General features: G+C 54.3%; 17 protein-coding genes. 16 read left to right on the top strand and 1 reads right to left on the bottom strand.

Annotation, left to right across the window (positions count from 1 at the left end):
• Positions 1 to 4 precede the first annotated feature (4 nt).
• From leuB to WG929_RS05915, 15 genes are all read left to right on the top strand, one after another.
• Positions 5 to 1,081 (top strand): 3-isopropylmalate dehydrogenase, encoded by a 1,077-nt coding sequence (leuB, locus tag WG929_RS05985; RefSeq protein ID WP_416205300.1) that lies wholly within the window; start codon positions 5 to 7, stop codon positions 1,079 to 1,081.
• A 103-nt stretch (positions 1,082 to 1,184) separates the two neighbouring features.
• On the top strand, positions 1,185 to 2,303 hold the full coding sequence (asd, locus tag WG929_RS05980) for an aspartate-semialdehyde dehydrogenase (RefSeq protein ID WP_416205299.1): 1,119 nt from the start codon (positions 1,185 to 1,187) through the stop codon (positions 2,301 to 2,303).
• Positions 2,304 to 2,553: 250 nt separating this feature from the next.
• Positions 2,554 to 6,237 (top strand): motility hub landmark protein FimV, encoded by a 3,684-nt coding sequence (locus WG929_RS05975; protein ID WP_416205298.1) that lies wholly within the window; start codon positions 2,554 to 2,556, stop codon positions 6,235 to 6,237.
• 3 nt (positions 6,238 to 6,240) lie between these two features.
• A complete protein-coding gene (gene truA / locus WG929_RS05970; RefSeq protein ID WP_416205297.1) occupies positions 6,241 to 7,065 on the top strand; it encodes a tRNA pseudouridine(38-40) synthase TruA in 825 nt (274 codons plus the stop codon).
• 143 nt (positions 7,066 to 7,208) lie between these two features.
• Positions 7,209 to 7,877, top strand: a complete 669-nt coding sequence (locus tag WG929_RS05965; RefSeq protein ID WP_416205296.1) for a phosphoribosylanthranilate isomerase — start codon at positions 7,209 to 7,211, stop codon at positions 7,875 to 7,877.
• Between the two features lie 34 nt (positions 7,878 to 7,911).
• Positions 7,912 to 9,096 carry a tryptophan synthase subunit beta gene (gene trpB / locus WG929_RS05960; protein ID WP_416205309.1) on the top strand — a complete coding sequence of 395 codons (1,185 nt, stop codon included), beginning with the start codon at positions 7,912 to 7,914 and terminating at the stop codon, positions 9,094 to 9,096.
• A 15-nt stretch (positions 9,097 to 9,111) separates the two neighbouring features.
• The gene (gene trpA / locus WG929_RS05955) at positions 9,112 to 9,918 is read left to right on the top strand and encodes a tryptophan synthase subunit alpha (protein ID WP_369857750.1); all 807 of its coding nucleotides are present in this window, start codon (positions 9,112 to 9,114) and stop codon (positions 9,916 to 9,918) included.
• Between the two features lie 29 nt (positions 9,919 to 9,947).
• Positions 9,948 to 11,288, top strand: coding sequence for a bifunctional folylpolyglutamate synthase/dihydrofolate synthase (locus WG929_RS05950; protein WP_416205295.1), 1,341 nt, complete (start codon positions 9,948 to 9,950; stop codon positions 11,286 to 11,288).
• A complete protein-coding gene (locus tag WG929_RS05945; RefSeq protein WP_369857752.1) occupies positions 11,273 to 11,827 on the top strand; it encodes an SPOR domain-containing protein in 555 nt (184 codons plus the stop codon). Before WG929_RS05950 ends, WG929_RS05945 begins: the two co-directional genes overlap by 16 nt.
• A gap of 181 nt (positions 11,828 to 12,008) precedes the next feature.
• On the top strand, positions 12,009 to 12,512 hold the full coding sequence (locus WG929_RS05940; protein ID WP_369857753.1) for a CvpA family protein: 504 nt from the start codon (positions 12,009 to 12,011) through the stop codon (positions 12,510 to 12,512).
• Positions 12,513 to 12,524: 12 nt separating this feature from the next.
• Positions 12,525 to 14,045, top strand: a complete 1,521-nt coding sequence (purF, locus tag WG929_RS05935) for an amidophosphoribosyltransferase (protein ID WP_416205294.1) — start codon at positions 12,525 to 12,527, stop codon at positions 14,043 to 14,045.
• A gap of 103 nt (positions 14,046 to 14,148) precedes the next feature.
• Entirely contained in the window at positions 14,149 to 15,363 is a 1,215-nt protein-coding gene (locus WG929_RS05930) for an O-succinylhomoserine sulfhydrylase (RefSeq protein ID WP_416205293.1), read from the top strand.
• A 228-nt stretch (positions 15,364 to 15,591) separates the two neighbouring features.
• Entirely contained in the window at positions 15,592 to 16,515 is a 924-nt protein-coding gene (locus WG929_RS05925; protein ID WP_416205292.1) for an AAA family ATPase, read from the top strand.
• A 3-nt stretch (positions 16,516 to 16,518) separates the two neighbouring features.
• Positions 16,519 to 17,511: a DUF58 domain-containing protein gene (locus WG929_RS05920; RefSeq protein ID WP_416205291.1), complete on the top strand. Its 993-nt coding sequence runs from the start codon at positions 16,519 to 16,521 to the stop codon at positions 17,509 to 17,511.
• Entirely contained in the window at positions 17,508 to 19,565 is a 2,058-nt protein-coding gene (locus tag WG929_RS05915) for a transglutaminase TgpA family protein (RefSeq protein ID WP_416205290.1), read from the top strand. The genes WG929_RS05920 and WG929_RS05915 overlap by 4 nt, the downstream gene beginning before the upstream one ends.
• On the opposite strand, the gene WG929_RS05910 is transcribed toward WG929_RS05915, so the two are convergent.
• Entirely contained in the window at positions 19,551 to 20,231 is a 681-nt protein-coding gene (locus WG929_RS05910) for a DUF6436 domain-containing protein (RefSeq protein ID WP_416205289.1), read from the bottom strand. The two genes, WG929_RS05915 and WG929_RS05910, sit on opposite strands and share 15 nt — an antisense overlap.
• Before the next feature lie 331 nt (positions 20,232 to 20,562).
• Between WG929_RS05910 and WG929_RS05905 the strand changes: the two genes are divergently transcribed.
• A complete protein-coding gene (locus WG929_RS05905) occupies positions 20,563 to 21,456 on the top strand; it encodes a tetratricopeptide repeat protein (protein WP_416205288.1) in 894 nt (297 codons plus the stop codon).

Here is a 21,456-nt window from a genome sequence, read left to right as displayed (position 1 = left end):
AACAATGAGCAAGAAAATTCTGGTTTTGCCAGGTGATGGTATTGGTCCTGAAATCGTCGCCGAGGCGGTCAAGGTTCTGGAGCATATCAATAGCCGCTTTAAACTGGGGCTGGAAATAGATCATGGCCTGGTCGGTGGCACGGCTTACGACGAAACCGGCTTCCCGCTGCCAGAAGAAAGCCTGAACAAGGCCATCGCTGCCGATGCCATTCTGCTCGGTGCTGTCGGTGGCCCGCAGTGGGACAAGCTGGAAGATCGCTCCAAACGTCCGGAACAAGGGTTGCTGGATATTCGCAAGAATCTGGGCCTGTTTGGCAACCTGCGTCCAGCCATTCTGTACCCGCAACTGGCCGATGCTTCGACGCTGAAGCCTGAAGTCGTCTCCGGTCTGGATATTCTGATTGTCCGCGAGCTGACTGGCGGTATTTATTTCGGCCAGCCACGGGGGATTCGTACTCTGGAAAATGGCGAGCGTGAAGGTTACAACACTTACGTTTATAACGAATCCGAGATCCGTCGTATTGGTCGTGTCGCCTTTGAATCGGCGATGAAGCGCAACAAGAAGCTGTGCTCGGTCGACAAGGCCAATGTACTGGAAGTGACCGTGCTATGGCGCGAAATTATGGAAGAGTTGTCGAAAGAATACCCAGAAGTCGAATTGTCCCATATGTACGTCGACAATGCGGCAATGCAGCTGGTAAGGGCACCGAAACAGTTTGACGTTATGGTAACCGGCAATATGTTTGGCGATATTTTGTCGGATGCGGCAGCGATGCTGACCGGTTCCATCGGTATGTTGCCATCGGCGTCACTGGACAAAAACAACAAGGGCATGTATGAACCTTGCCATGGTTCGGCTCCGGATATTGCCGGTCAGGGGCTTGCCAATCCGTTGGCAACTATCCTCTCTGTAGCCATGATGCTACGGTATAGCCTGAATGAAGGCGCGGCAGCAGATGTTATTGAAGCAGCGGTCAGCAAGGTACTGGATCAGGGGTTGCGTACCGGAGATATTTTCTCTGCCGGTATGACCCGTGTCAGTACCCGTGAAATGGGCGAAGCGGTACTGGCTGCGCTGTAAAGCAGTCTTGAAATCCGCGCTATTTTGTATTGACCGGATACTCGTTTGGAATGCAAGCCGCGCCTGTCGCGGTTTTGCTGTATCAAGAATAAGGTAATAGTAAATGTTGAAAACAGGATTGGTCGGTTGGCGTGGCATGGTGGGTTCCGTACTGATGCAGCGTATGGAAGAAGAAGGGGATTTTGCCCTGATAACACCACAGTTTTTTACCACATCGCAGGCAGGCAAGGCGGCTCCTGCCCTCGGTGGCAAAGACAACGGTGTCTTGGCTGATGCTTACGATATCCGTGCGCTCGGTCAGCAGGATGTCGTTATTAGCTGTCAGGGCGGTGATTACACCAAGGACGTGTATCCCAAACTGCGTGAGTCCGGCTGGCAGGGCTACTGGATTGATGCGGCGTCCACTTTGCGTATGGCGGACGATGCCATCATTGTACTGGATCCGGTTAATGCTGACGTGATTAACCAGGGCCTGGATACGGGTATCAAAACCTACGTGGGCGGTAACTGTACCGTCAGTTTGATGTTGCTGGCGCTGGGTGGTCTGTTTGAAAAAGGACTGGTTGAGTGGGTTGCGCCGATGACCTATCAGGCTGCATCCGGATCCGGAGCTCAGAATATGCGTGAGTTAATTACGCAAATGGGAGCGATTCATTCTGATGTTCGTGACCAACTTGACAATCCTGCAACCGCTATTCTGGATATCGATCGCCAAGTATCTGAATTTATCAATAGTGAGGAATATCCAAAAGATCATTTTGGTGTGCCGCTGGCAGGTAGCCTGATTCCCTATATCGACTCGCAGCTGGATTCTGGTCAAAGCCGTGAAGAATGGAAGGCCCAGGTTGAAGCTAACAAAATCATGGGTTCCGGGGATCGGCAAATTCCTATTGATGGCCTTTGTGTTCGTGTTGGTGCGATGCGCTGTCACAGCCAGGCGATGACCATGAAACTGACCCAGGATTTGCCATTGGCAGAGATTGAAGCAATTCTGGCGGCTCATAACGATTGGGTGAAGGTTATTCCGAATGATCGGGAGGCCAGTATGAAGGAATTAACGCCAGCGGCGGTTACCGGGACGCTGAGTATACCGGTCGGTCGAATTCGCAAGCTTAATATGGGGCCAGAGTATATTTCAGCCTTTACCGTTGGAGACCAGTTACTCTGGGGAGCGGCAGAACCTTTACGCAGAATGTTGCGGATTTTGTTAAACCGTTCATAGAAATTGGTCAATAAAAGCGGACGGAAGTCCGCTTTTTCATACGCAACATCTCGAATACGTCATAAACCTTTCATTCATATCAGTTTTATTGCCGCATACCGGTCGCAGCGATTGCGCCAGAACTGGTTATACTTGATACTTACGCTTGCTTGTGCTCTGCCGGTATTAGTGCTTACTAGCAGATCTGCTATCGGAATATTTTGATTAATCTGGGCTATAAAGCCGTAAAGTGACAACCAAGGATGCACCAATGAAGCGCCTATTTGCGAACGCCTTGCTGCTGGTCGGAAGTTTGACCATGTCAACTCAGCTACTGGCATTAGGGCTGGGAGAGTTGACGCTCAAATCGGCGCTTAATCAGCCTCTGGCTGCCGAAATAGCCCTGGTCGATTCAGAAGGCCTTTCTGAGTGGGAAATCAAACCGGTACTGGCCAGTACCGACGCCTTTGAACGTTATAGCGTGGAACGTTCCTACTTCCTTACCAAAATCAAATTCAAGGTGGTTGGCGACAAAATCGTATTAGCTACCCGCGAAGCGGTAACCGAACCTTTCCTGAATTTTCTGGTTGAGCTGAACTGGCCGTCAGGCCGTGTAGTACGAGAGTTTACCGTATTGCTCGATCCACCCACCTTTGCAGAAGAAAGCTTTCGGCCGCTGGTTTCTGCCCCGACTGCTACAGCCAGCAGCAGCGCAACAGCGCCTGTGCCCGCCGCGACACCTGCAGCTCGACCAGCTGCTGCCACTCGTGACAGTACCGGACAATGGCAAAGTCAGTCTGCAGAGCCAGGGACCTATATGGTGCAGCCTAATGACACCTTATGGGCAATTTCACTGGCTACCCGACCGGATACCGGTGTCACGCCACAACAAATGATGATGGCGATCCAGCAACACAATCCAGATGCCTTTATCGGCGGCAATATCAATCGCCTGAAAACGCATCAGGTCTTACGTATCCCTGATCCTGACCAGATTCATGCGATCAGCTTTGAGAGTGCTGTCAGTGAAGTAGCCCGCCAGAACCAGGCGATTGCTGGTACAGCACAGCTGGATGCTACCGGCCGAGCTGCTGTTGCACCTTCTTCACGCGCCTCATCCACCGGCGGTGAGGTGCGGCTGGTCTCTGATCGTGGCGAACAATCCGACTCGGCTGGAGCCAGCGGTGAAGTAGCCGGCCGCGGTAATGGGCGCCAGGAAGTCCTTGAAAACGATTTGGCCATCGCGTTGGAGACCCTCGACAAGAGCCGCCGTGACAACGCCGATCTGGCTGATCGCCTGACCGCTCTTGAAGAACAGATCGCTGCGTTACAGCGCCTGGTCAGCCTGAAAGACGACCAGCTTGCCAATATGCAGGTTAATGCAGCACAACAGCCTGCAGACAAGTCTGTGGTGGTGGCACCTGCAAGTCAGCCGGACATGGCTCAGCCTGCGGAAGTGGCAGGGGCTGTTGAGCGTGCCGTGCCAGCGACAGAGACTTCCAAATCGGCCCTGGCAGAAGTGAAGCCGCAACCTGCGCCGGAGCCAAAGCCAGAGATGGCGGAACGTCCAAAACCTCGTGTTGTGCCAGCACCACGTCCCGAGCCTGATCTGGTTGACAGTATTTTGCAGGATCCGATTACGCTTGGTGGTGTATTGGCGGCAATATTATTACTGATTGCGCTGATTTATACCGCGGTGAAAAAACGTCTGGGCGGCGGAAGCAAGCAGGAAGAATCACTCGAAACAGCCACCGCCGCGCAGCTTCAGGACGAAATGGCCGATGCTGCGGCACCGGATACCGATGATTTTGACCAGTTCAGCTTTGGTCATGAGAATGACGATTCTGACACGGGTGTTCAGTTGGGAGCAGACCTGTTCAGTGGCGATGATGCACTGGATATTTCGATCGACAGTTTCGACACCCGAGATAAATTGCTGACCGAAGTCGACGCCGATATTGCGTACGGACGTTTTGATGAGGCGTTAAGTAAACTGACTCCTGCAATTGAAGCCCAGCCAGACCGGTCAGACCTCAGTCTGAAGTTACTGGAAGTACTGTCGGAACTTGACGATGCCAGCGCTTTTGCAGATGAAGAAACCCGCTTGCTGGGCTTTGCGTCTGATGCCGATGTGAGCGAAGCCGAGCAGTTACGCTTCCGCTTGACCAGTCCTATGACACCAGTAACTGACAGTGATTTCGACAGCATTTCACTTGACGATCTGGATATGGAGTTCAAGAACGATTTGGATGACTCCTTCGACATCACCGACACGGATGCAGATGCAACTGATGCTGGAGACGTTGAAAAAGATGCTGAAAAAGACGTCGATATAATGCCGGTGTTGGGTGCTGATGCGATGGACTTTGAAGCAGCCCTGGCCGAAGGCGACGATGGCAATACACAAGAAGACGACGGACTGGATTTCTCTCTGGACAGTCTGGCCGGTGGTGGTCATGCAGAAATTGTCGACGAAGTAACGATTTCTGACGATGACCAAGGGCTGGATTTTGATCTGTCCGCCTTCGATGATGACGAAGAGATTACTGCGGAACCTGCTGGGGAAGCCAGCGAGCCAGAACATGAAAACCTGATGGATTTTGATGTATCTGATGATCTGTTGGAAGAACTTGCAGAAGCCACCCCAGCGGCTGAGGAACCTGCCACCTTGTCCGGCGATAATGTGATGGAGTTTGACCTTGATGGTCTCGATATTCCAGAACTGGGTGAAGAAGAGGCTGTTGAGGAGCCGGCGGTTGACGACGGAGAACACTCGCTGGAGTTTGAAGTCCCTGAGCTGAATGTGGCCGGTGAAGATGTGACCTTGCCAGTAGCATCTCATACGATTGATGAAGCTGCTGAGCTGGCGCTGGATGAGTTTGATTTGTCTGATTTTGAGGCAGAGCTTGATACTGCTGAATTGGCTGATCCAGATGTAGAGGAAGCAGTGACGGACGCTTCTGGACAGCAAACTTCGCTTGCCGGGTTGGAAGAGGACGCAGATGACAGTGAACCGGATCTTGATCTGGCTGAGCTGGATAACGAGCTGGAAATGCTTGCCTCGGTGGTGGCTGAAGACGACACCGCAGCGACCAGTACAGCAGCCGCAGAGCAACTGACCGATACAACGCCGGAACTTGCTGACGAGACGTTGATGGAGTTTGACCTCGACAGCCTGGAGGCAGAGCTAGATGCGCTGGATTCCATGGCGGATCTGCCCAAGCTGAGCGAAGCAGACTTGACCGGGGTTCGGTTGCTTGTTGGTGGTGAAGAAGACGACCAGGAATTGCCCGAACTGGATGACTTGGAAGAATTCGGACGGGAATCTGAAGGCGTACTGGAAAGTACAGAGACATTAGCCGCAGCCGATTCGGCACTCGACGATTTTGATCTGGCAACTGTCGAAGACGATGTGACTGGCGCATCAGCGACTACTTCTCTGGAGCAATTGGAACCACTCGAAGACTTGCCCGAGTTGGCCGACCTGGAAGAGGAGCTGCCGGAATTCGATTTTGAAGAGCTGCCGGAATTAGAAGAAGTTTCTGAACTGGAGTCGGCAGAAGCGGCCGCGGTTGAGGAGCTGCCACAACTGGATGAACTTGAAGACCTGGCATTTGAGCTGGACGATGCTGAAGCTTTGCCAGACTTGGCTGAACTCGAAGACTTCACCTCAGATGAGTCGAATTTGGCTGACGTATCTGATGCGGATGCCAGCGACATGGACATTCCGTCGTTTACCGCAGATTCGATTGATCTGGATGAGCTGGCAGAGACAGAAGATGAATTTGCCTACTTGTCCGGTACTGATGCCAGCGATACCAAACTGGATCTGGCTCGTGCCTATGTTGATATGGGTGAGGCAGACAGTGCCCGCGAGCTATTGAACGAGATTGTCCAGGAAGGTAGTGACCAACAAAAGCAGGATGCACAAAATCTGCTGGATTCACTGATCTGATCCATGTCTGATACTTATCGTTATGCTGCTATCGTGGAATACAACGGCGCTTGTTTCCACGGTTGGCAGAAGCAAAAACATCACAACGAACCTACCATACAGGCCGCTCTGGAAGCGGCTATCTCCAAAGTAGCTAATCACCCGGTCGAGATAGCCTGTGCCGGACGTACCGATGCCGGTGTGCATGCGACGCGGCAGGTGATTCATTTTGATACCACTTCAAAACGCAGTGACTATGGCTGGTTGATGGGAGTCAATACCAACACGCCAGCCAATGTGTCGTTACAATGGATTGGTCAGGTTGCCCCTGAATTCCATGCCCGCTACAAGGCTCAGGCCCGCTGCTATCGCTATCTGATTAATAACGCTCCGTATCGCCAGGCGTTGCAATATGATCAGTTAACCTGGTGGCGCTACCCACTGGATGCTGGCCGAATGCACCAGGCTGCGCAGTCGCTGCTGGGGCAGCATGACTTTTCTTCTTTTCGGGCGAAAGACTGTCAGGCCAAAACACCGGTTAAAACCATGCATCGTATTCAGGTGCGGCAGTGGGGCAGTCTGATTTTGCTGGAGCTGGAAGCAAGTGCATTTCTCTACCATATGGTGAGAAACATTGTTGGCGTCTTGTTGCCCATCGGTGAAGGTCATCAGCCGATTGAGTGGATGGCGGAGGTGCTGGAAGCCAAATCCCGGCTGGCGGCTGGCGTTACTGCGCCAGGTGATGGCTTGCATTTTGTCGGGGTGCGATACCCCCAGCAGTTTGATATTCCCAGTCAGCCATTTGGGCCACTGTTGCTGGAACCCGTACTGGCTTTGTCTGCCAGCTGACGCGTCACTGCTTCCCACGTTCCTGCCTGCTAGCCGCCCCGGCATCCGTATTCCCGCACAAGCACGGGACTGAGGGCACACCTGACCCCGGCCATTGCTGGCAAATTCTGCTACCATCGCGGTATTTGTTCAGGAACCTTGCAATGCCGACCACGCCCGTTATCCGCACACGAGTCAAAATTTGTGGGGTTACTCGTGTAGAAGATGCCATCAAGGTAGTCAACAGCGGTGCCGACGCTATCGGCCTGGTGTTTTATCCACCCAGTCCGCGAGCGGTTGATATGCAACAAGCGGCTGACATCGCCGCTGTGATTCCAGCTTTCGTTACCGTTACCGCTCTTTTTGTTAATCCGACCGTTGAACAAGTGCAAAGCGTTCTGGATGCCGTTAGAATTGACCTTATCCAATTCCATGGTGACGAAGACGATGGCTTCTGCCAACAATTCAACCGCCCCTACATCAAGGCAGTCCGTGTCCGGCAAGCGTCGGATATGGTGGAGGCGTGCGTGCGCTTCCCAGGTGCCTTGTCTCTGCTGCTAGACAGCTACAAACCTGGTGTTCCAGGTGGTACTGGCGAAACCTTTGACTGGTCGCTGGTGCCAGACGATTTAAACAAACCCATTATTCTTGCTGGTGGCTTGTCTCCTGTTAACGTGGCAACCGCTATTCGCGATCTGCACCCTTTTGCGGTGGATGTGAGTGGAGGCGTCGAGGCTGACGGGCCAGGAAATAAAGGCATCAAGGATGCCAGCAAAATTCAGGCATTTATGAACGAGGTGTATCGTGTCGACAACGAACAACACAACTCCTGAACAAAACGCACACGCAGATGTATTAAACGCCAACTTGCCCGATGCACGCGGCCATTTTGGTATTTTTGGTGGCCGTTTCGTCTCCGAAACCCTGACGGCGGCACTGGATGAACTGCAATCTACCTATCTGAAACTGCGTGATGACGAAGACTTCCAGAAAGCCTTCGATCACGACCTGGCGCACTATGTGGGGCGTCCGTCGCCGCTGTATTACGCCGAACGTCTGAGTGACCATTGTGGTGGTGCACGGATCTTTCTGAAGCGAGAAGATCTTAATCACACCGGTGCCCACAAGATCAACAACACCATTGGTCAGGCTTTGCTGGCCAAGTTTATGGGCAAAAAGAAGATTATTGCTGAAACTGGCGCGGGCCAGCATGGTGTGGCGTCTGCCACCGTTGCGGCGCGTTTTGGTTTGGAGTGCAAGGTCTTTATGGGTTCGACCGACGTTGAACGGCAGAAGCTGAACGTCTACCGCATGAAGCTGCTGGGTGCCGAAGTGGAGTCGGTAACCTCCGGTACCAAGACTCTGAAAGACGCCATGAACGAAGCCATGCGGCACTGGGTTACTCACGTTGACGATACTTTCTACATTATCGGCACGGCTGCTGGCCCGCACCCATACCCAATGTTGGTGCGTGATTTCCAATCCATCATCGGTCGTGAAACCCAGGTTCAGAGTTTGGAGCAGATTGGTCGTCAGCCAGATGCTCTGGTGGCCTGTGTCGGCGGCGGTTCGAATGCGATTGGTATGTTCTATCCCTACATCAAATACCCGGAAGTCGCCATGTATGGTGTTGAAGCCGGTGGTCTGGGTCTGGACGGTGATGACCATGCTGCGCCACTGAGCAAGGGCCGTCCTGGTGTATTACACGGTAACCGTACTTATCTGATGGAAGATGAAAATGGCCAGATCATGGGCACTCACTCTATCTCTGCCGGTCTGGATTATCCGGGTGTTGGCCCTGAGCATTCCTGGTTGAAAGACGTTGGTCGTGCCCAGTATGTGGCGGCTACCGATGTTGAAGCGATCGATGCATTTCACAAGCTGACACGGCTGGAAGGTATCATGCCGGCACTGGAATCATCCCATGCCGTGGCCTTTGCCATGAAGCTGGCAGCCACCATGTCTTCCGACAAGGTCATTGTGGTGAACTTGTCCGGTCGTGGTGACAAGGACATTCATACCATTGCCACTCTTGATGGCGTGACTGCATAAGGATTGGAGTTCGATATGTCTCGTATTGCTATTTTATTTGCTGCCTTGAAAGAAACGGGCAAAAAAGCGCTGATCCCCTACATCACCGCTGGTGATCCGCAAAAAGAAGCCACGGTGCCGATGATGCATGCGCTGGTGGATGCCGGTTGCGACCTGATTGAGCTGGGGGTGCCTTTTTCCGATCCCATGGCGGATGGCCCCACGATTCAGTTGGCCTGTGAGCGGGCACTGGAACACAACACCTCACTGCGCGACGTGCTGGCCATGGTGACTGAATTTCGGGCCACCAACACCACCACGCCGATTGTACTGATGGGCTACCTGAACCCGGTAGAAGCCATGGGCTACGACACCTTTGTGACCGCAGCGGTGACGGCCGGTGTGGATGGGGTACTGCTGGTAGATTTACCGCCAGAAGAAGCCACGGACGTTGATTCCATCTTCAAGAGTGCCGGACTGGATATGGTGTATCTGATCGCACCGACCACTACCGATGCCCGTATTGAAGCCATCGGCAAGGCGGGTAGTGGCTACGTTTATTATGTCTCCCTGAAAGGAGTGACCGGCTCGAAAGCGCTGGATGTGGATGACGTTGAACGTAACCTGCAGCGTATTCGCCAGCACGTATCCATTCCGGTGGGGGTCGGGTTTGGTATTCAGAACGGTGTCACGGCAGCGGCGGTGTCCAAAGTCTGTGATGGTGTGATTGTCGGTAGCGCGATTGTTAATCATATCGCCGACAATGCCACTAACCCTGCTGAAGCCCGACGTCTGGTCACCGAGCTGATGCAGGAAATGCGCATCGCCATGGATCAGCAATAATCCGGTCGTAACAAAGAAGGATATTCAGGATGACTGACTTCAGTAGTTGGAATGTCAAGCGTTGGCTCGAGCATCTGGAGTCGGTGCATCCTGCTGAGATTGACATGGGTCTCGATCGCGTGCGCACAGTCGCAGAGCGGTTGGGGTGCCTGCGACCTGCCGGACTGGTGATCATGGTGGCCGGAACCAATGGCAAAGGCACTACCTCGGCGCTGATAAGTGCCTTGTTGTTGCGCCAAGGGTTATCGGTCGGCTGTTATAACTCACCGCATATCTTGCGTTATAACGAACGCGTATCGGTGAATGGCAGCGATATTTCCGATGCCGACCTGTGCCAGTCGTTCGCGCTGGTCGAACAGGCGCGCGAAGAACAGCCGCTGACCTATTTTGAATTCGGTACCCTGGCTGCGCTGGCCTGGTTCAAACAACAGCATCTGGACGCCTGTGTACTGGAAATTGGCCTCGGTGGACGTCTGGATGCAGTAAACGTCGTGGACGCCGATGTTGCGGTGGTCACCAGTATCGGGCTGGATCACGAAGCCTGGCTGGGGAACGACCTGAATGTCATTGCCTATGAAAAATGCGCTATCGCCCGGCCAGATCGCTATCTGGTCTGTGGTCAACCCAATCCCCCGGAACGTGCTCGGGCCACGGTGAATGCCTGTGAAGGGATGTGGCTGGGGCGCGGAGAAGCTTTTGATGTGACTGAGCGGGTGCAAGGTGATGCAGCTGTGCTGAACATCCGTTTCTTGCCGTACCCGGATGACGATACGTCGATGGAATGGGTGTTGCCTCGTGGCTTTATTCCGGCAGCCAACATTGCGACTGCGTTGCAGGCACTGGCTGCGGTTGGCCACTTGTTGCCCGAACAAGAAGTAGCGGACACCCTCAAGCGTTTGCGGGTTCCGGGCCGCTTACAGGGTTGGCGCTGCCAATGCCCTGACGGCCGTACGTTTAGCGTGACGCTGGATGTGGCTCACAACGAGCAGGCGGCAGCGTACCTGGCAACTCGTGAGCTGGAGGTCGACGGTATTCTGCTGGCGATGCTGGCAGACAAGCCGGTAGACAAGGTTGTCCAGGCTTTACCTGCCGCACGTTTGTGGAAGCTGGCCGGACTGGACTGCCATCGTGGCCTGGATGCCGCCGGGCTGGAGCAGCGTTTTCAGGCTGTGGCGGTTGATGGTGTTGATGGTGTTGATCGTACGGTGGCGGTTTATCCGACGGTAAACGCGGCCCTGAAGCATTTGCAGCAAACCGCACTGGCGGATGAACACTGGCTGGTAGTTGGATCTTTTTATACCGTTGAGCAGGCATTAACACTCATTTATGCCCAGCAAAAAAGCGGGGAGTACGCATGGAAAAGCATCTGAACAAGCGCATTCTTGGTGCTGTTGTCACTGTTGTGGCCTTGGCGATTGCGGTGCCGATTGTAATTGATGGCTCCAGCCAGCGGCTGACGATTGATCAGGATATGCCGCCGATGCCTGATATGCCTGATTGGGCTGAAGTCCAGAACCAGCAACGGATTCGTATTGACCTGGAGCAGCTGGCCAGTGGTGAAGCCACAGCTGAATTGGCAACGCCAGCGGTTAATACGGCGGAGGTTGATGACCCGGTGCCAGCAGTGGTCAAAAAACAGCCCGAACGTGCCCATCTGGATGAAACTGCGTTACCTTATGCTTGGGTGGTGCAATTGGGGGCCTTTTCCAGCAATGAAAATGCCACCAGTTTTCGCGATAACATTCGCGGTCAGGGCTTCAAGGCCTTTTCCCGTACCGATGACGATGGCCTGACACGGGTGTTTGTTGGCCCGGAACTGCAGCAGCAGCAGGCGGAGGTCTTGCGTACTCAGCTGGAAAAAATATTAAAGCGCAAGGATCTGAGAATTAAGCGCTTTATCGCCCGTTAACGCTCTGAGAGGCCGATTGAAGCGTGCTTTTAGCCGTATGGTATAACGTTCAATGCCTGTTTCTGAGCGGGTTGTTGACGCTTTTCCTGGCCCGAAATGACCCCAAATCGGTCTCTCCAGTTGTCGAAATCAGTACTAAACCCTATACTGCGCGCTTCATTAAATCCGCTGTGAGAGCAAGATGGCCGTCGTTGATTGGGTAATATTGGCGGTGCTGGGAATCTCCAGCCTGATCAGTCTCAAGCGCGGTTTCGTGCGAGAAGCATTGTCACTGATTGTATGGGTCGGGGCTTTTGTGGTGGCCCGGATGTTCAGTGGCAATCTGGCTACCCTCCTGACCGATTATATTGAAACCAATTCATTACGCTGGATCGCCGCCTTTGTCGTGCTCTTTCTGGGCACTGTTGCTATCGGCGCCATGGTCAATCATCTGATTGTCGAAGTGGTGCGGCTAACCGGACTGAGCGGCACAGACCGTATACTCGGCATGGTCTTTGGTTGTATCCGTGGTCTGGTTGTGCTGGTCGCGGTTGTTTATGGATTGCAGTTCACTATGGTTCCAAAAGATCCCTGGTGGCAGCAATCAATGTTTATTCCTCACCTGGAAATGCTGGCCGACTGGGCGCGTAATACGCTGCCGGGCACAGCTGACCGGGTGATGTCCTCTATCCCGTCTGATTTCTGAGGTAATACGCGAATGTGCGGAATTGTGGGTATCGTCGCCAAGACCCATGTAAACCAGTCTATTTACGATGCGTTGACGGTGCTTCAGCATCGCGGCCAGGATGCGGCCGGCATCGTAACCAGTGATCAGGGAAAGTTTTATCTACGTAAAGACAATGGCCTGGTTCGGGATGTCTTCCGTACTCGCCATATGCAGCGCCTGATTGGTCGTATGGGGATCGGTCATGTGCGTTATCCGACGGCGGGCAGTTCAAGTTCGGCGGAAGCTCAGCCCTTTTATGTCAATTCACCTTACGGCATTGTGTTGGCGCATAATGGTAACCTGACCAACACCACCGAGTTGGCCCAGGACATCTACCGTGAAGACCTGCGTCACATCAACACCACATCGGATTCCGAAGTATTGTTGAATATCTTTGCTCATGAGCTGCAGGAACAGAAGCAGCTGGTGCCAACACCGGAAATGATTTTTCGTGCTGTACGCCGGGTGCATGAACGTATCCGTGGTGGTTATGCCGTGGTTGCCATGATCTGTGGTTATGGTGTGGTGGCCTTCCGTGATCCGAACGGTATTCGTCCTGCGGTGTTTGGCCGCCGTGACACTGCGACCGGGTCGGAATACATGGTGGCGTCCGAGTCAGTCGCGCTCGATGCACTGGGGTTTCAGATCGAGCGTGATATTGCACCCGGCGAATGTGTGGTGATGACGGAAGCCGGTGATATCTTTACCCAGCAGTGTGCCGAAAACGTACGCCTGACCCCGTGTCTGTTTGAACAAGTGTACTTTGCCCGCCCGGATTCCATTATGGATGGCATCGCGGTGTACAAGGCGCGTCTGCGTATGGGTGAGAAACTGGCGGAAAAGATCATGCGGGAGCATCCAGATCACAATATCGATGTGGTGATCCCGATTCCGGATACCAGCCGTTCTTCAGCGCTGGAACTGGCCAACCGGCTCGGTGTGAAATACCGTGAAGGCTTTATGAAGAACCGCTATATCGGTCGTACCTTCATTATGCCGGGCCAGCAACAGCGCAAGAAATCCGTGCGTCAGAAACTGAACGCGCTGGATCTGGAATTTCGTGGCAAGAATGTACTGCTGGTGGATGACTCCATTGTACGGGGTACCACCTGCGAACAGATCATCGAAATGGCGCGTGATGCCGGTGCAGAAAACGTCTATTTTGCATCCGCCGCACCAGCGGTGCGCTATCCGAACGTCTACGGTATTGATATGCCAGCCAAGGAAGAATTTATCGCCCATGGCCGCACCACGGAAGAAATTGCCACGGCAATCGGTGCCGACTGGCTGGTGTACCAGGAGCTGGATGACCTGATCACCGCTTGTCTCGAAGGCAGTAAAACAGCGGCCACGGAGTTCGACTGTTCGGTATTTAACGGTGAATACGTCACCGGTGATATTGATGACGATTACTTCCGCCGCTTGTCCGATTTGCGCAGCGACTCCTCCAAAGGTATCCGCAAGGCAATTGCCAATGTTGCTATCGATCTGCACAACGAGGCAGAATCCTGAACAACCCGGTTGTGAAGGTGTTTGACGCCTGATCAGTATCAACAACAGGGCAGCCTTCCGCTGCCCTGTTGCGTTTTTAGGCCATAGACAAGGCAGAAACCCGATGAATGATATTCATGATTTACTCGCTCCGTACCAATCAGACCTGACCGATTGCGAGATCGAAACCCTGGCGGTTCGTGCCGGTCAGTACCGCACTCAGGAGCAGGAACACTCCGAAGCGATTTTCCCCAGTAGCAGTTATGTATTTCGCTCGGCGGCAGAAGCGGCCGCAACTTTTTCCGGTGAACATCCGGGCAACGTCTACTCACGCTATACCAACCCGACGGTACGTACCTTTGAAGAACGTCTGGCCGCCATGGAAGGCGCTGAAGCCTGTGCTGCTACCGCGTCCGGTATGGCGGCTATTTATGCCGTCGCGATTGCTCATCTGAAAGCCGGTGATCATGTGCTCTGCTCTCGCAGTGTGTTTGGCAGCACCATTGTGCTGTTCGAGAAATTCCTGCGTAAATTCAACGTCGATATCGATTACGTCAATCCGGTCGATGCCGATGATTGGGCAGCCCACTGCAAGCCGGAAACCCGGCTGTTCTTTCTTGAATCACCTTCCAATCCGATGGCGGAAGTCGCGGATATCGAAGCGCTGGCGCGGATCGCGGGTGCAGCCAATGCCTTGCTGGTGGTGGATAACTGTTTCTGCACCCCGGTGATTCAGCAACCACTGGCGCTGGGTGCCGATCTGGTGGTGCATTCTGCCACCAAATACATTGATGGCCAGGGCCGTTGTCTGGGAGGCGCGGTGGTGGGCAGTCATGAGCTGATCGAACCGGTGATTGGTGTGCTGCGCTCTGCGGGCCCGACCATGAGCCCGTTTAATGCCTGGGTCTTTACCAAGGGGCTGGAAACGCTCAGCCTGCGCATGAAAGCCCACAGCGACAATGCGTCGATTCTGGCCGGCTGGTTACAACAGCATCCGAAGGTAAAACAGGTCAACTTTTGTGGTCTGGCCTCGCATCCACAGTACGAGCTGATCCAGAAGCAGCAAAGCCTGCCGGGCGGAGTACTGTCGTTTGAAGTCGCTGGTGGTCGGGAAGAAGCCTGGAAGGTGATTGATGCCACCCGGATGATATCGATTACGGCGAATCTGGGTGATGCCAAAACCACCATTACGCATCCGGGCACCACGACCCACGGACGCTTGTCGGAAGCAGAACGTCTGGCGGCGGGTATTACCCAGGGCTTGATTCGCGTTGCGGTGGGGCTGGAAAACATTAACGACGTGCGTAAAGATCTGGCACGCGGGCTGGATGCACTCTGAGCCGATCTGAATCACATGGGGCTGCGGCCCCGTTTTTTATGGCTACCGTATTTTGTTCGCAACTTCTCGCTGGTCATTGCTTGCTGGTCATTGCTCGTCAGTAATATCCCGGTTTGTCGTGTGATTGGTTATTAACTCTCGACCTGCTTTTCCAGGTCTGGCATAAACCCTTGACCGTCCAGGCATCTGCCGTAGCCACTTGATCAGTTATTACAACGGAGACCCGATATGACCAGCGCCGTCAGCGCCGCCCTGCAACAGCTTAACCAGATTATTCTGGGTAAACCGGAGCAACTCAAACTGGCATTAAGTTGCCTGTTAGCCGATGGGCATTTGCTGATTGAGGATTTGCCGGGTATGGGCAAAACTACCCTGGCCCATGCGCTGGCCGGTGTGCTGGGGCTGAATTACAACCGCATTCAGTTCACCAGTGATTTGCTCCCGGCAGATATTCTCGGTGTCAGTATTTTTGAAAAGGAACCCGGTTCCGACCTGGGACGTTTCCGTTTTCATGAGGGGCCGGTATTCAGTCAGCTATTGCTGGCCGATGAAATTAACCGGGCCACGCCAAAATCCCAGAGCGCACTGCTGGAAGCCATGGAAGAACGTCAGGTCACGGTAGAAGGCGAAACCCGACCTCTGCCAGAGCCATTTTTTGTGATTGCCACCCAGAACCCGGTGTCGCAGTCGGGTACGTTTCCACTGCCAGAAAGCCAGCTTGACCGGTTTTTGATGCGCATATCACTGGGCTACCCGTCCGAGCAGGCCGAGCGTCAATTACTGGAAGGTGCCAGCCGCCGGGATATGGCCAATCAGCTGCAAGCGCAAATAACGCCGCAGCAACTGCAGCAGCTGCAGCGGCAGGTGCGCGACATTCACGCATCGGCATCGGTACTGGATTACCTGCAGCGTATTATTGCCTTTTCGCGCTACGAGTCCGGTTATCTGTATGGGCTGTCGCCTCGGGGCGCACTGGCGCTATTGCAAGCGGCTCGAGCCTGGGCGCTGGTGCATGAACGCCAGCACGTATTACCTGAAGATATTCAGGCGGTATTACCTGCGGTTGTCGACCACCGCCTGGCCGATGCAGCGGAGGGTGGGGCACACAGTGTGTCGGCCCGCATACTTAATTCGGTTGCGGTACTGGTGTAAAACGTGGCAAGACAATTCGCGATCAAACGTCTGTTCGGCCATCGCTGGCAACGCTGGCTTGATCGACGTCTGCCAGCAACCCGCACCATGGTGCTGGGCCATCGGTCGATTTTTATCGTGCCGACCCGGATCGGGTTGCTCTATCTGGCGCTGGTGGTACTGTTGCTGGTAACCGCCATCAATTATCAGAACAGCCTGATTTATGGCATGACGTTCTGGTTATTCAGCATCGGCCTGTCGGCCATGTATCTGACTTTTCGTAATCTCAAAGGACTGAGCATCAGTAGCCGGGAAGCGATTAATGGTCACGTTGGACAGGTGTTCGATATTCCGCTACGTCTGGCCGCCGCGCCGCGCCGGGAGCATCTCAGTCTGTGGCTACAGTACCCGGATAATCCGGGGCAGCAGCTGAGCATTCATCGAGGCGAGTCAGACACTTTCCCGCTCAGTTATCGTTGCCACCAGCGTGGTTATCTGTCACCTGGCAGGTTGTTGTTGGAAAGCCGGTTTCCATTGGGATTATTTCGTGCCTGGAGCTGGATCAAGCTGGATTTTTCCACCCTGGTGTACCCATATCCGGAAAAATCCCCTTTTGTGTTTCGCAGTGGCGACGGTGATGGCGAACTGCTCGGGGCAACCCTGGAAGTTCGTGGCGAACAGGATTTCCGTGGCTTGCGTCAGTACCAGCCCGGCGACTCCATGCGGCAAATTGCCTGGAAACAATTGGCACGCGGCAAAGGGCTGATGACCAAGGACTTTGACAGTGACGAAGGGGCAAGCTGTTGGCTCGACTGGGCCAATGCCAGTGGCGACTTGGAGCCGCGCTTGTCGCAACTCTGTGGCTGGGTGCTGGAAGCTCATCAGCTGGGTTGGCAATACGGGCTGCGGTTACCGACTCAGGAGCTGGCTCCGGCACATTCGGAAGTCCATCTCGGTGCCTGCCTGAAAATGCTGGCATTGTTCCGGCTTGACGAAGCAACAGGAACCCGACGATGACGCTGTCAGCCCGTCAACAGCAGATCCCCCGGCCAGCACTGTTCTGGTTACTGAGTGGTGGCGCGCTGTCTCTGTTACCGCATTATTCCCATTTACCGCTGATCTTCTGGCTAATGGCCGGAGCTGCCGTGCTCTGGCGCTGGCAAATGCACCTTGGCCGATTGCCTTATCCTGGCAAAATCACCAAATTGATTGCCGTGGTGGCGGTAGCTGGTGGGGTTTATGCCGGTTTTAGTGGTCAATACTCGCTGGAAAGTGCGGTCGCCTTTTTTGTGGCCACTTGTTTGTTAAAAGTGCTGGAAATGCGTACCCAGCGCGATGGCTATATCGTTGTTTTTCTCTGTTTCTTCCTGGCAGGTACCGGCTTTCTGTTTGAACAGGAAGTGCTCTGGGGACTGTATGGTCTGGTAGTGATCTGGTTGCTGACCGCAGCATTGGTGTCTCTGCATCTGGCATCCCGTGAAACGGGAGGCGCCTGGATTGCCAGCCGCTATGCGTTTGGCCTGTTGGCGACCGCGATTCCGGTGATGCTGGTGTTTTATCTGCTGTTTCCGCGCTTAGCGCCATTGTGGAGTATCAATCTGCAGTCAGAACAGGCCCGCACCGGTCTGACCGATCAAATGGCACCGGGGGATATTGCCTCACTCAGTCGTTCCGACGAGCTGGCATTTCGTGCGACCTTTGACAGTGAACAAAAACCGGCTCGTGATCAACTCTATTGGCGAGCGCTGGTGCTGGATCGTTATGACGGACGTACCTGGCGATTCTCGAAACAGGATCGGAAGGTGAGCTGGTTTCCTTCCGGAGAAACCTTGCCAACTGCGACGACTGGCGTGTTGCGTTATGAAATTATTCAGGAAGCGACCTCTAACCACTGGCTTTACACCTTGCGTTACGGCATGGCGCTGGAACCCGGTATAGGTGTGACCTCGACCGGTGTACTGGTTAACCGCACACCAGTGTATCAGCGCAAACGTTATCAAGGCCTTGGCCTCAGTCGTGAACTGGTCAGCCATCGCCTCGATTTTCAGCAGCGCCAGCACAATCTTGATGTGCCAGGCCGTGGCAATCCACGTACGCGCCAATGGCTCGCCGGGCTGGTGGCGAACAGTGATACCTCGATGGATTTGGTGAATAAGCTGATTGATTATTTTCGTACCCAGGGTTTCCGCTACACCCTCAAGCCACCGGCCTTGGGTAATAACGATATCGACGCTTTTCTGTTTGATACCCGGTTAGGGTTTTGTGCCCACTATGCCGGTGCCTTTGTTTACGCCGCACGGCTGGCCGGAATCCCGGCACGGGTGGTGGTGGGCTATCAGGGGGGCGAGTGGAACGACGCCGAAAACTATTTGACCGTGCGTCAGTACGATGCCCATGCCTGGGCAGAAATCTGGCTGGATGGTACTGGTTGGATTCGGATTGATCCGACGGCCGTGGTGTCACCGGAGCGAATTCAGTTTGGTCTTGAACAGGCGTTAAAGGAGGAGGGGTCTTTCCTCGAAAACAAGCTGTTGTCACCGGGGCAGATTCGGCAGATTCCCTGGCTCAACCGACTGCGTATGGAGCTGGAGTCGGTCAATTACCTCTGGCACCGCTGGGTGCTGTCATACGATAACAAACGGCAGAAAAGCCTGCTCAGTAATGTCCTGCAGCGGGCCGATTACCAGCAGTTACTGATCTGGCTGGTGGCTGCCATCGTACTGGTGTTTCTGGTGATTGCCGTGATGATCAGCTGGCAACGCCCAGTCAAAATAGCCAGCCCGGTAGGATTGGCCTGGCAGCGACTGGTCGACGTCGGAGAGCAGCTGGGCGTGGCTTTTCAGATGGGTGAGAGTCAGACTCACTATCTCACCCGGCTGGGGTTAACACTGGGTGACGATAGCGACTATTTATCCGCGTTGGCACAAACCATGGAGCAGCAGTTGTATGCCGCTGGTGGACAACAGGCTGAGGTCGAAAAACAGTTGCTCAAAGCGCTGCGCCAAAGCCGTAAACGACTGCTCCGTCAGGTCTGGCGACGGCGTTATCAACGCCCTTCAGTTCGTACCTGACACCGGATCAGGCCATTGACAAAAACAGCCGCTGCCCGCGATATTGACAAACGGTCCGTACTGGCCGTCGATCATTTGTCGCACCATGTTGGGGAAAAAATCATCGTTTGCCACACTGCATAAGGCACCAAAACCATAAGCACCAAAATAACCGAGCTGGCCATTTGCCTTGATCAGTGCCAGGGCGGGAGAGGATGGCAGCTGCCTGGTCAGCCCATTAGCCTGGACAAGCTCCATGCGCTGGCCGTTGAGGCGTCGGAATTCAGCTAATTGCGCAGTGCTGGCGTTGGCGGCAGCGACCACCACAATCCGCAGCTGGCTGGCATCAAAGGCGGATACCAGACCATCAAAATGGCGGCGACTGACCTGATTACAAAGACAGTCTGGATTCCAGAAATGCACCAAGGTGACCGGTGCCTGGACAGCGGTCGGAGCGGTCTGCACGAGCAGGCTGGCCAGTGTGGACTCCAGTGTTTGCGTGCTCAGTGCGGCAGGGGAGGTTTGCGCTGGTAAAAAGGGCCGGATGGTTTGTGACTGAAACCACCATAGGGCAAGACCAGTGCCGCCCAGCCATAACACAACAACCAGGCCCAGCACGATATTTCGTTGGCGATGATGGCTGCCACCTGGCGGTTCCGGGGGCAGAGACGGTGAGGATGTATTCATGGCAGCAGTATCCCGTGAGTTGTACTGGATAACAATGCTCTGTGACAGCCTGAAGGGCGTATCTATAAACTCCTGGACTCGCAATGATGGTGTTAAAAATCGACTCAAAATGCTTATTTGGCACTCTTGAACTTGGCTTTGGCTTCCGGTGTCGCTCGAACGCCTACACCCGTGCAGGCGTCCGCTTTTTCATCGATTTGCCTTGTCCCTTCATTTATTGTTCGCTACCTTTTTTATACATATTCCGAGCGCTATCGGTTATCAGGCGGCTTTCTGGCAAGCCCGGATTAACGCGTGTACCCTTCTGCTGGTGTATTCAGACGCCGTACTCATGAGCAACATGCCTCCCGAACCCACCGCCTTTTTGCCCTATGTCGTCAGTCTGTCGCAGAACAGCCTGGTGTTAATCGACTTCCAGGCAAGCTGGTGCTCACCCTGCAAGGCGCTATTGCCGGTACTGGAACGCCTTGAGCAGGAGTTCTCACCCCAGTTGCAGCTGGTGGTCGTGGATGTGGAGCAGCAACCGGAGTTGATGGCCATCATGCAGGTGCGTGGTCTGCCCAGTGTGCTGCTCTACTATCATGGTCGTGAAGTGAGTCGTTTCACCACGGCGTTACCGGAAGGCCAGATTCGCCAACTGCTGGCACCCTATATCCAGCAACCCGGTGACCGGCTGCGCAAACAGGCGGAGCAGTGTATTACCCGTCAGGACTGGCAGCAGGGGCTGGCCTTGTGGCGTCAGCTGATTGAGCAGCAGCCAGGTAATGCTGCTGACGTGGCGCGTTATTGTCAGCGCTTGATGGATGCCAGCAAACAGCAACCGCAACTTCTTTCGGAAGTGTCGGTGTTGCTCGATAACGCTGCTGCCCATATTCAGCGAGACCCGGCAATACAGCAGGCCCTGTCGCGTTGGCACCTGCTGCAACGGCGTGAAAATAACCTGGATGCCTTGCGTCAGCGTTTTCGGCATAGGCCCACTCCAGCCAATCGGCTGGCACTGGCACAGGAACTGGCTGCAGAAGAACAATACGATCAGGCCTTCAAACTGCTGATTGGTTTGCTTCGACGTCCTTGCCCTGACAATCTGGAAAAACAGGGCCAAGCCTTGCTGATTGAATTGATCAATATATTGCCCGACCGTGCCAGGGCCAATCGCTATCGCCGTGAGTGGTTCAGCCACCAACGCCGCCGTGGCTGGTCTGAAGAACCGGATCAGACGGACTGA

Source organism: Oceanobacter antarcticus, assembly GCF_044962685.1.
Classification (GTDB): Bacteria; Pseudomonadota; Gammaproteobacteria; order Pseudomonadales; family Oceanobacteraceae; genus Oceanobacter; species Oceanobacter antarcticus.
The sequence above is the reverse complement of the archived record's forward strand: the minus strand, read 5'-3'. Positions and strand labels throughout refer to the sequence as shown.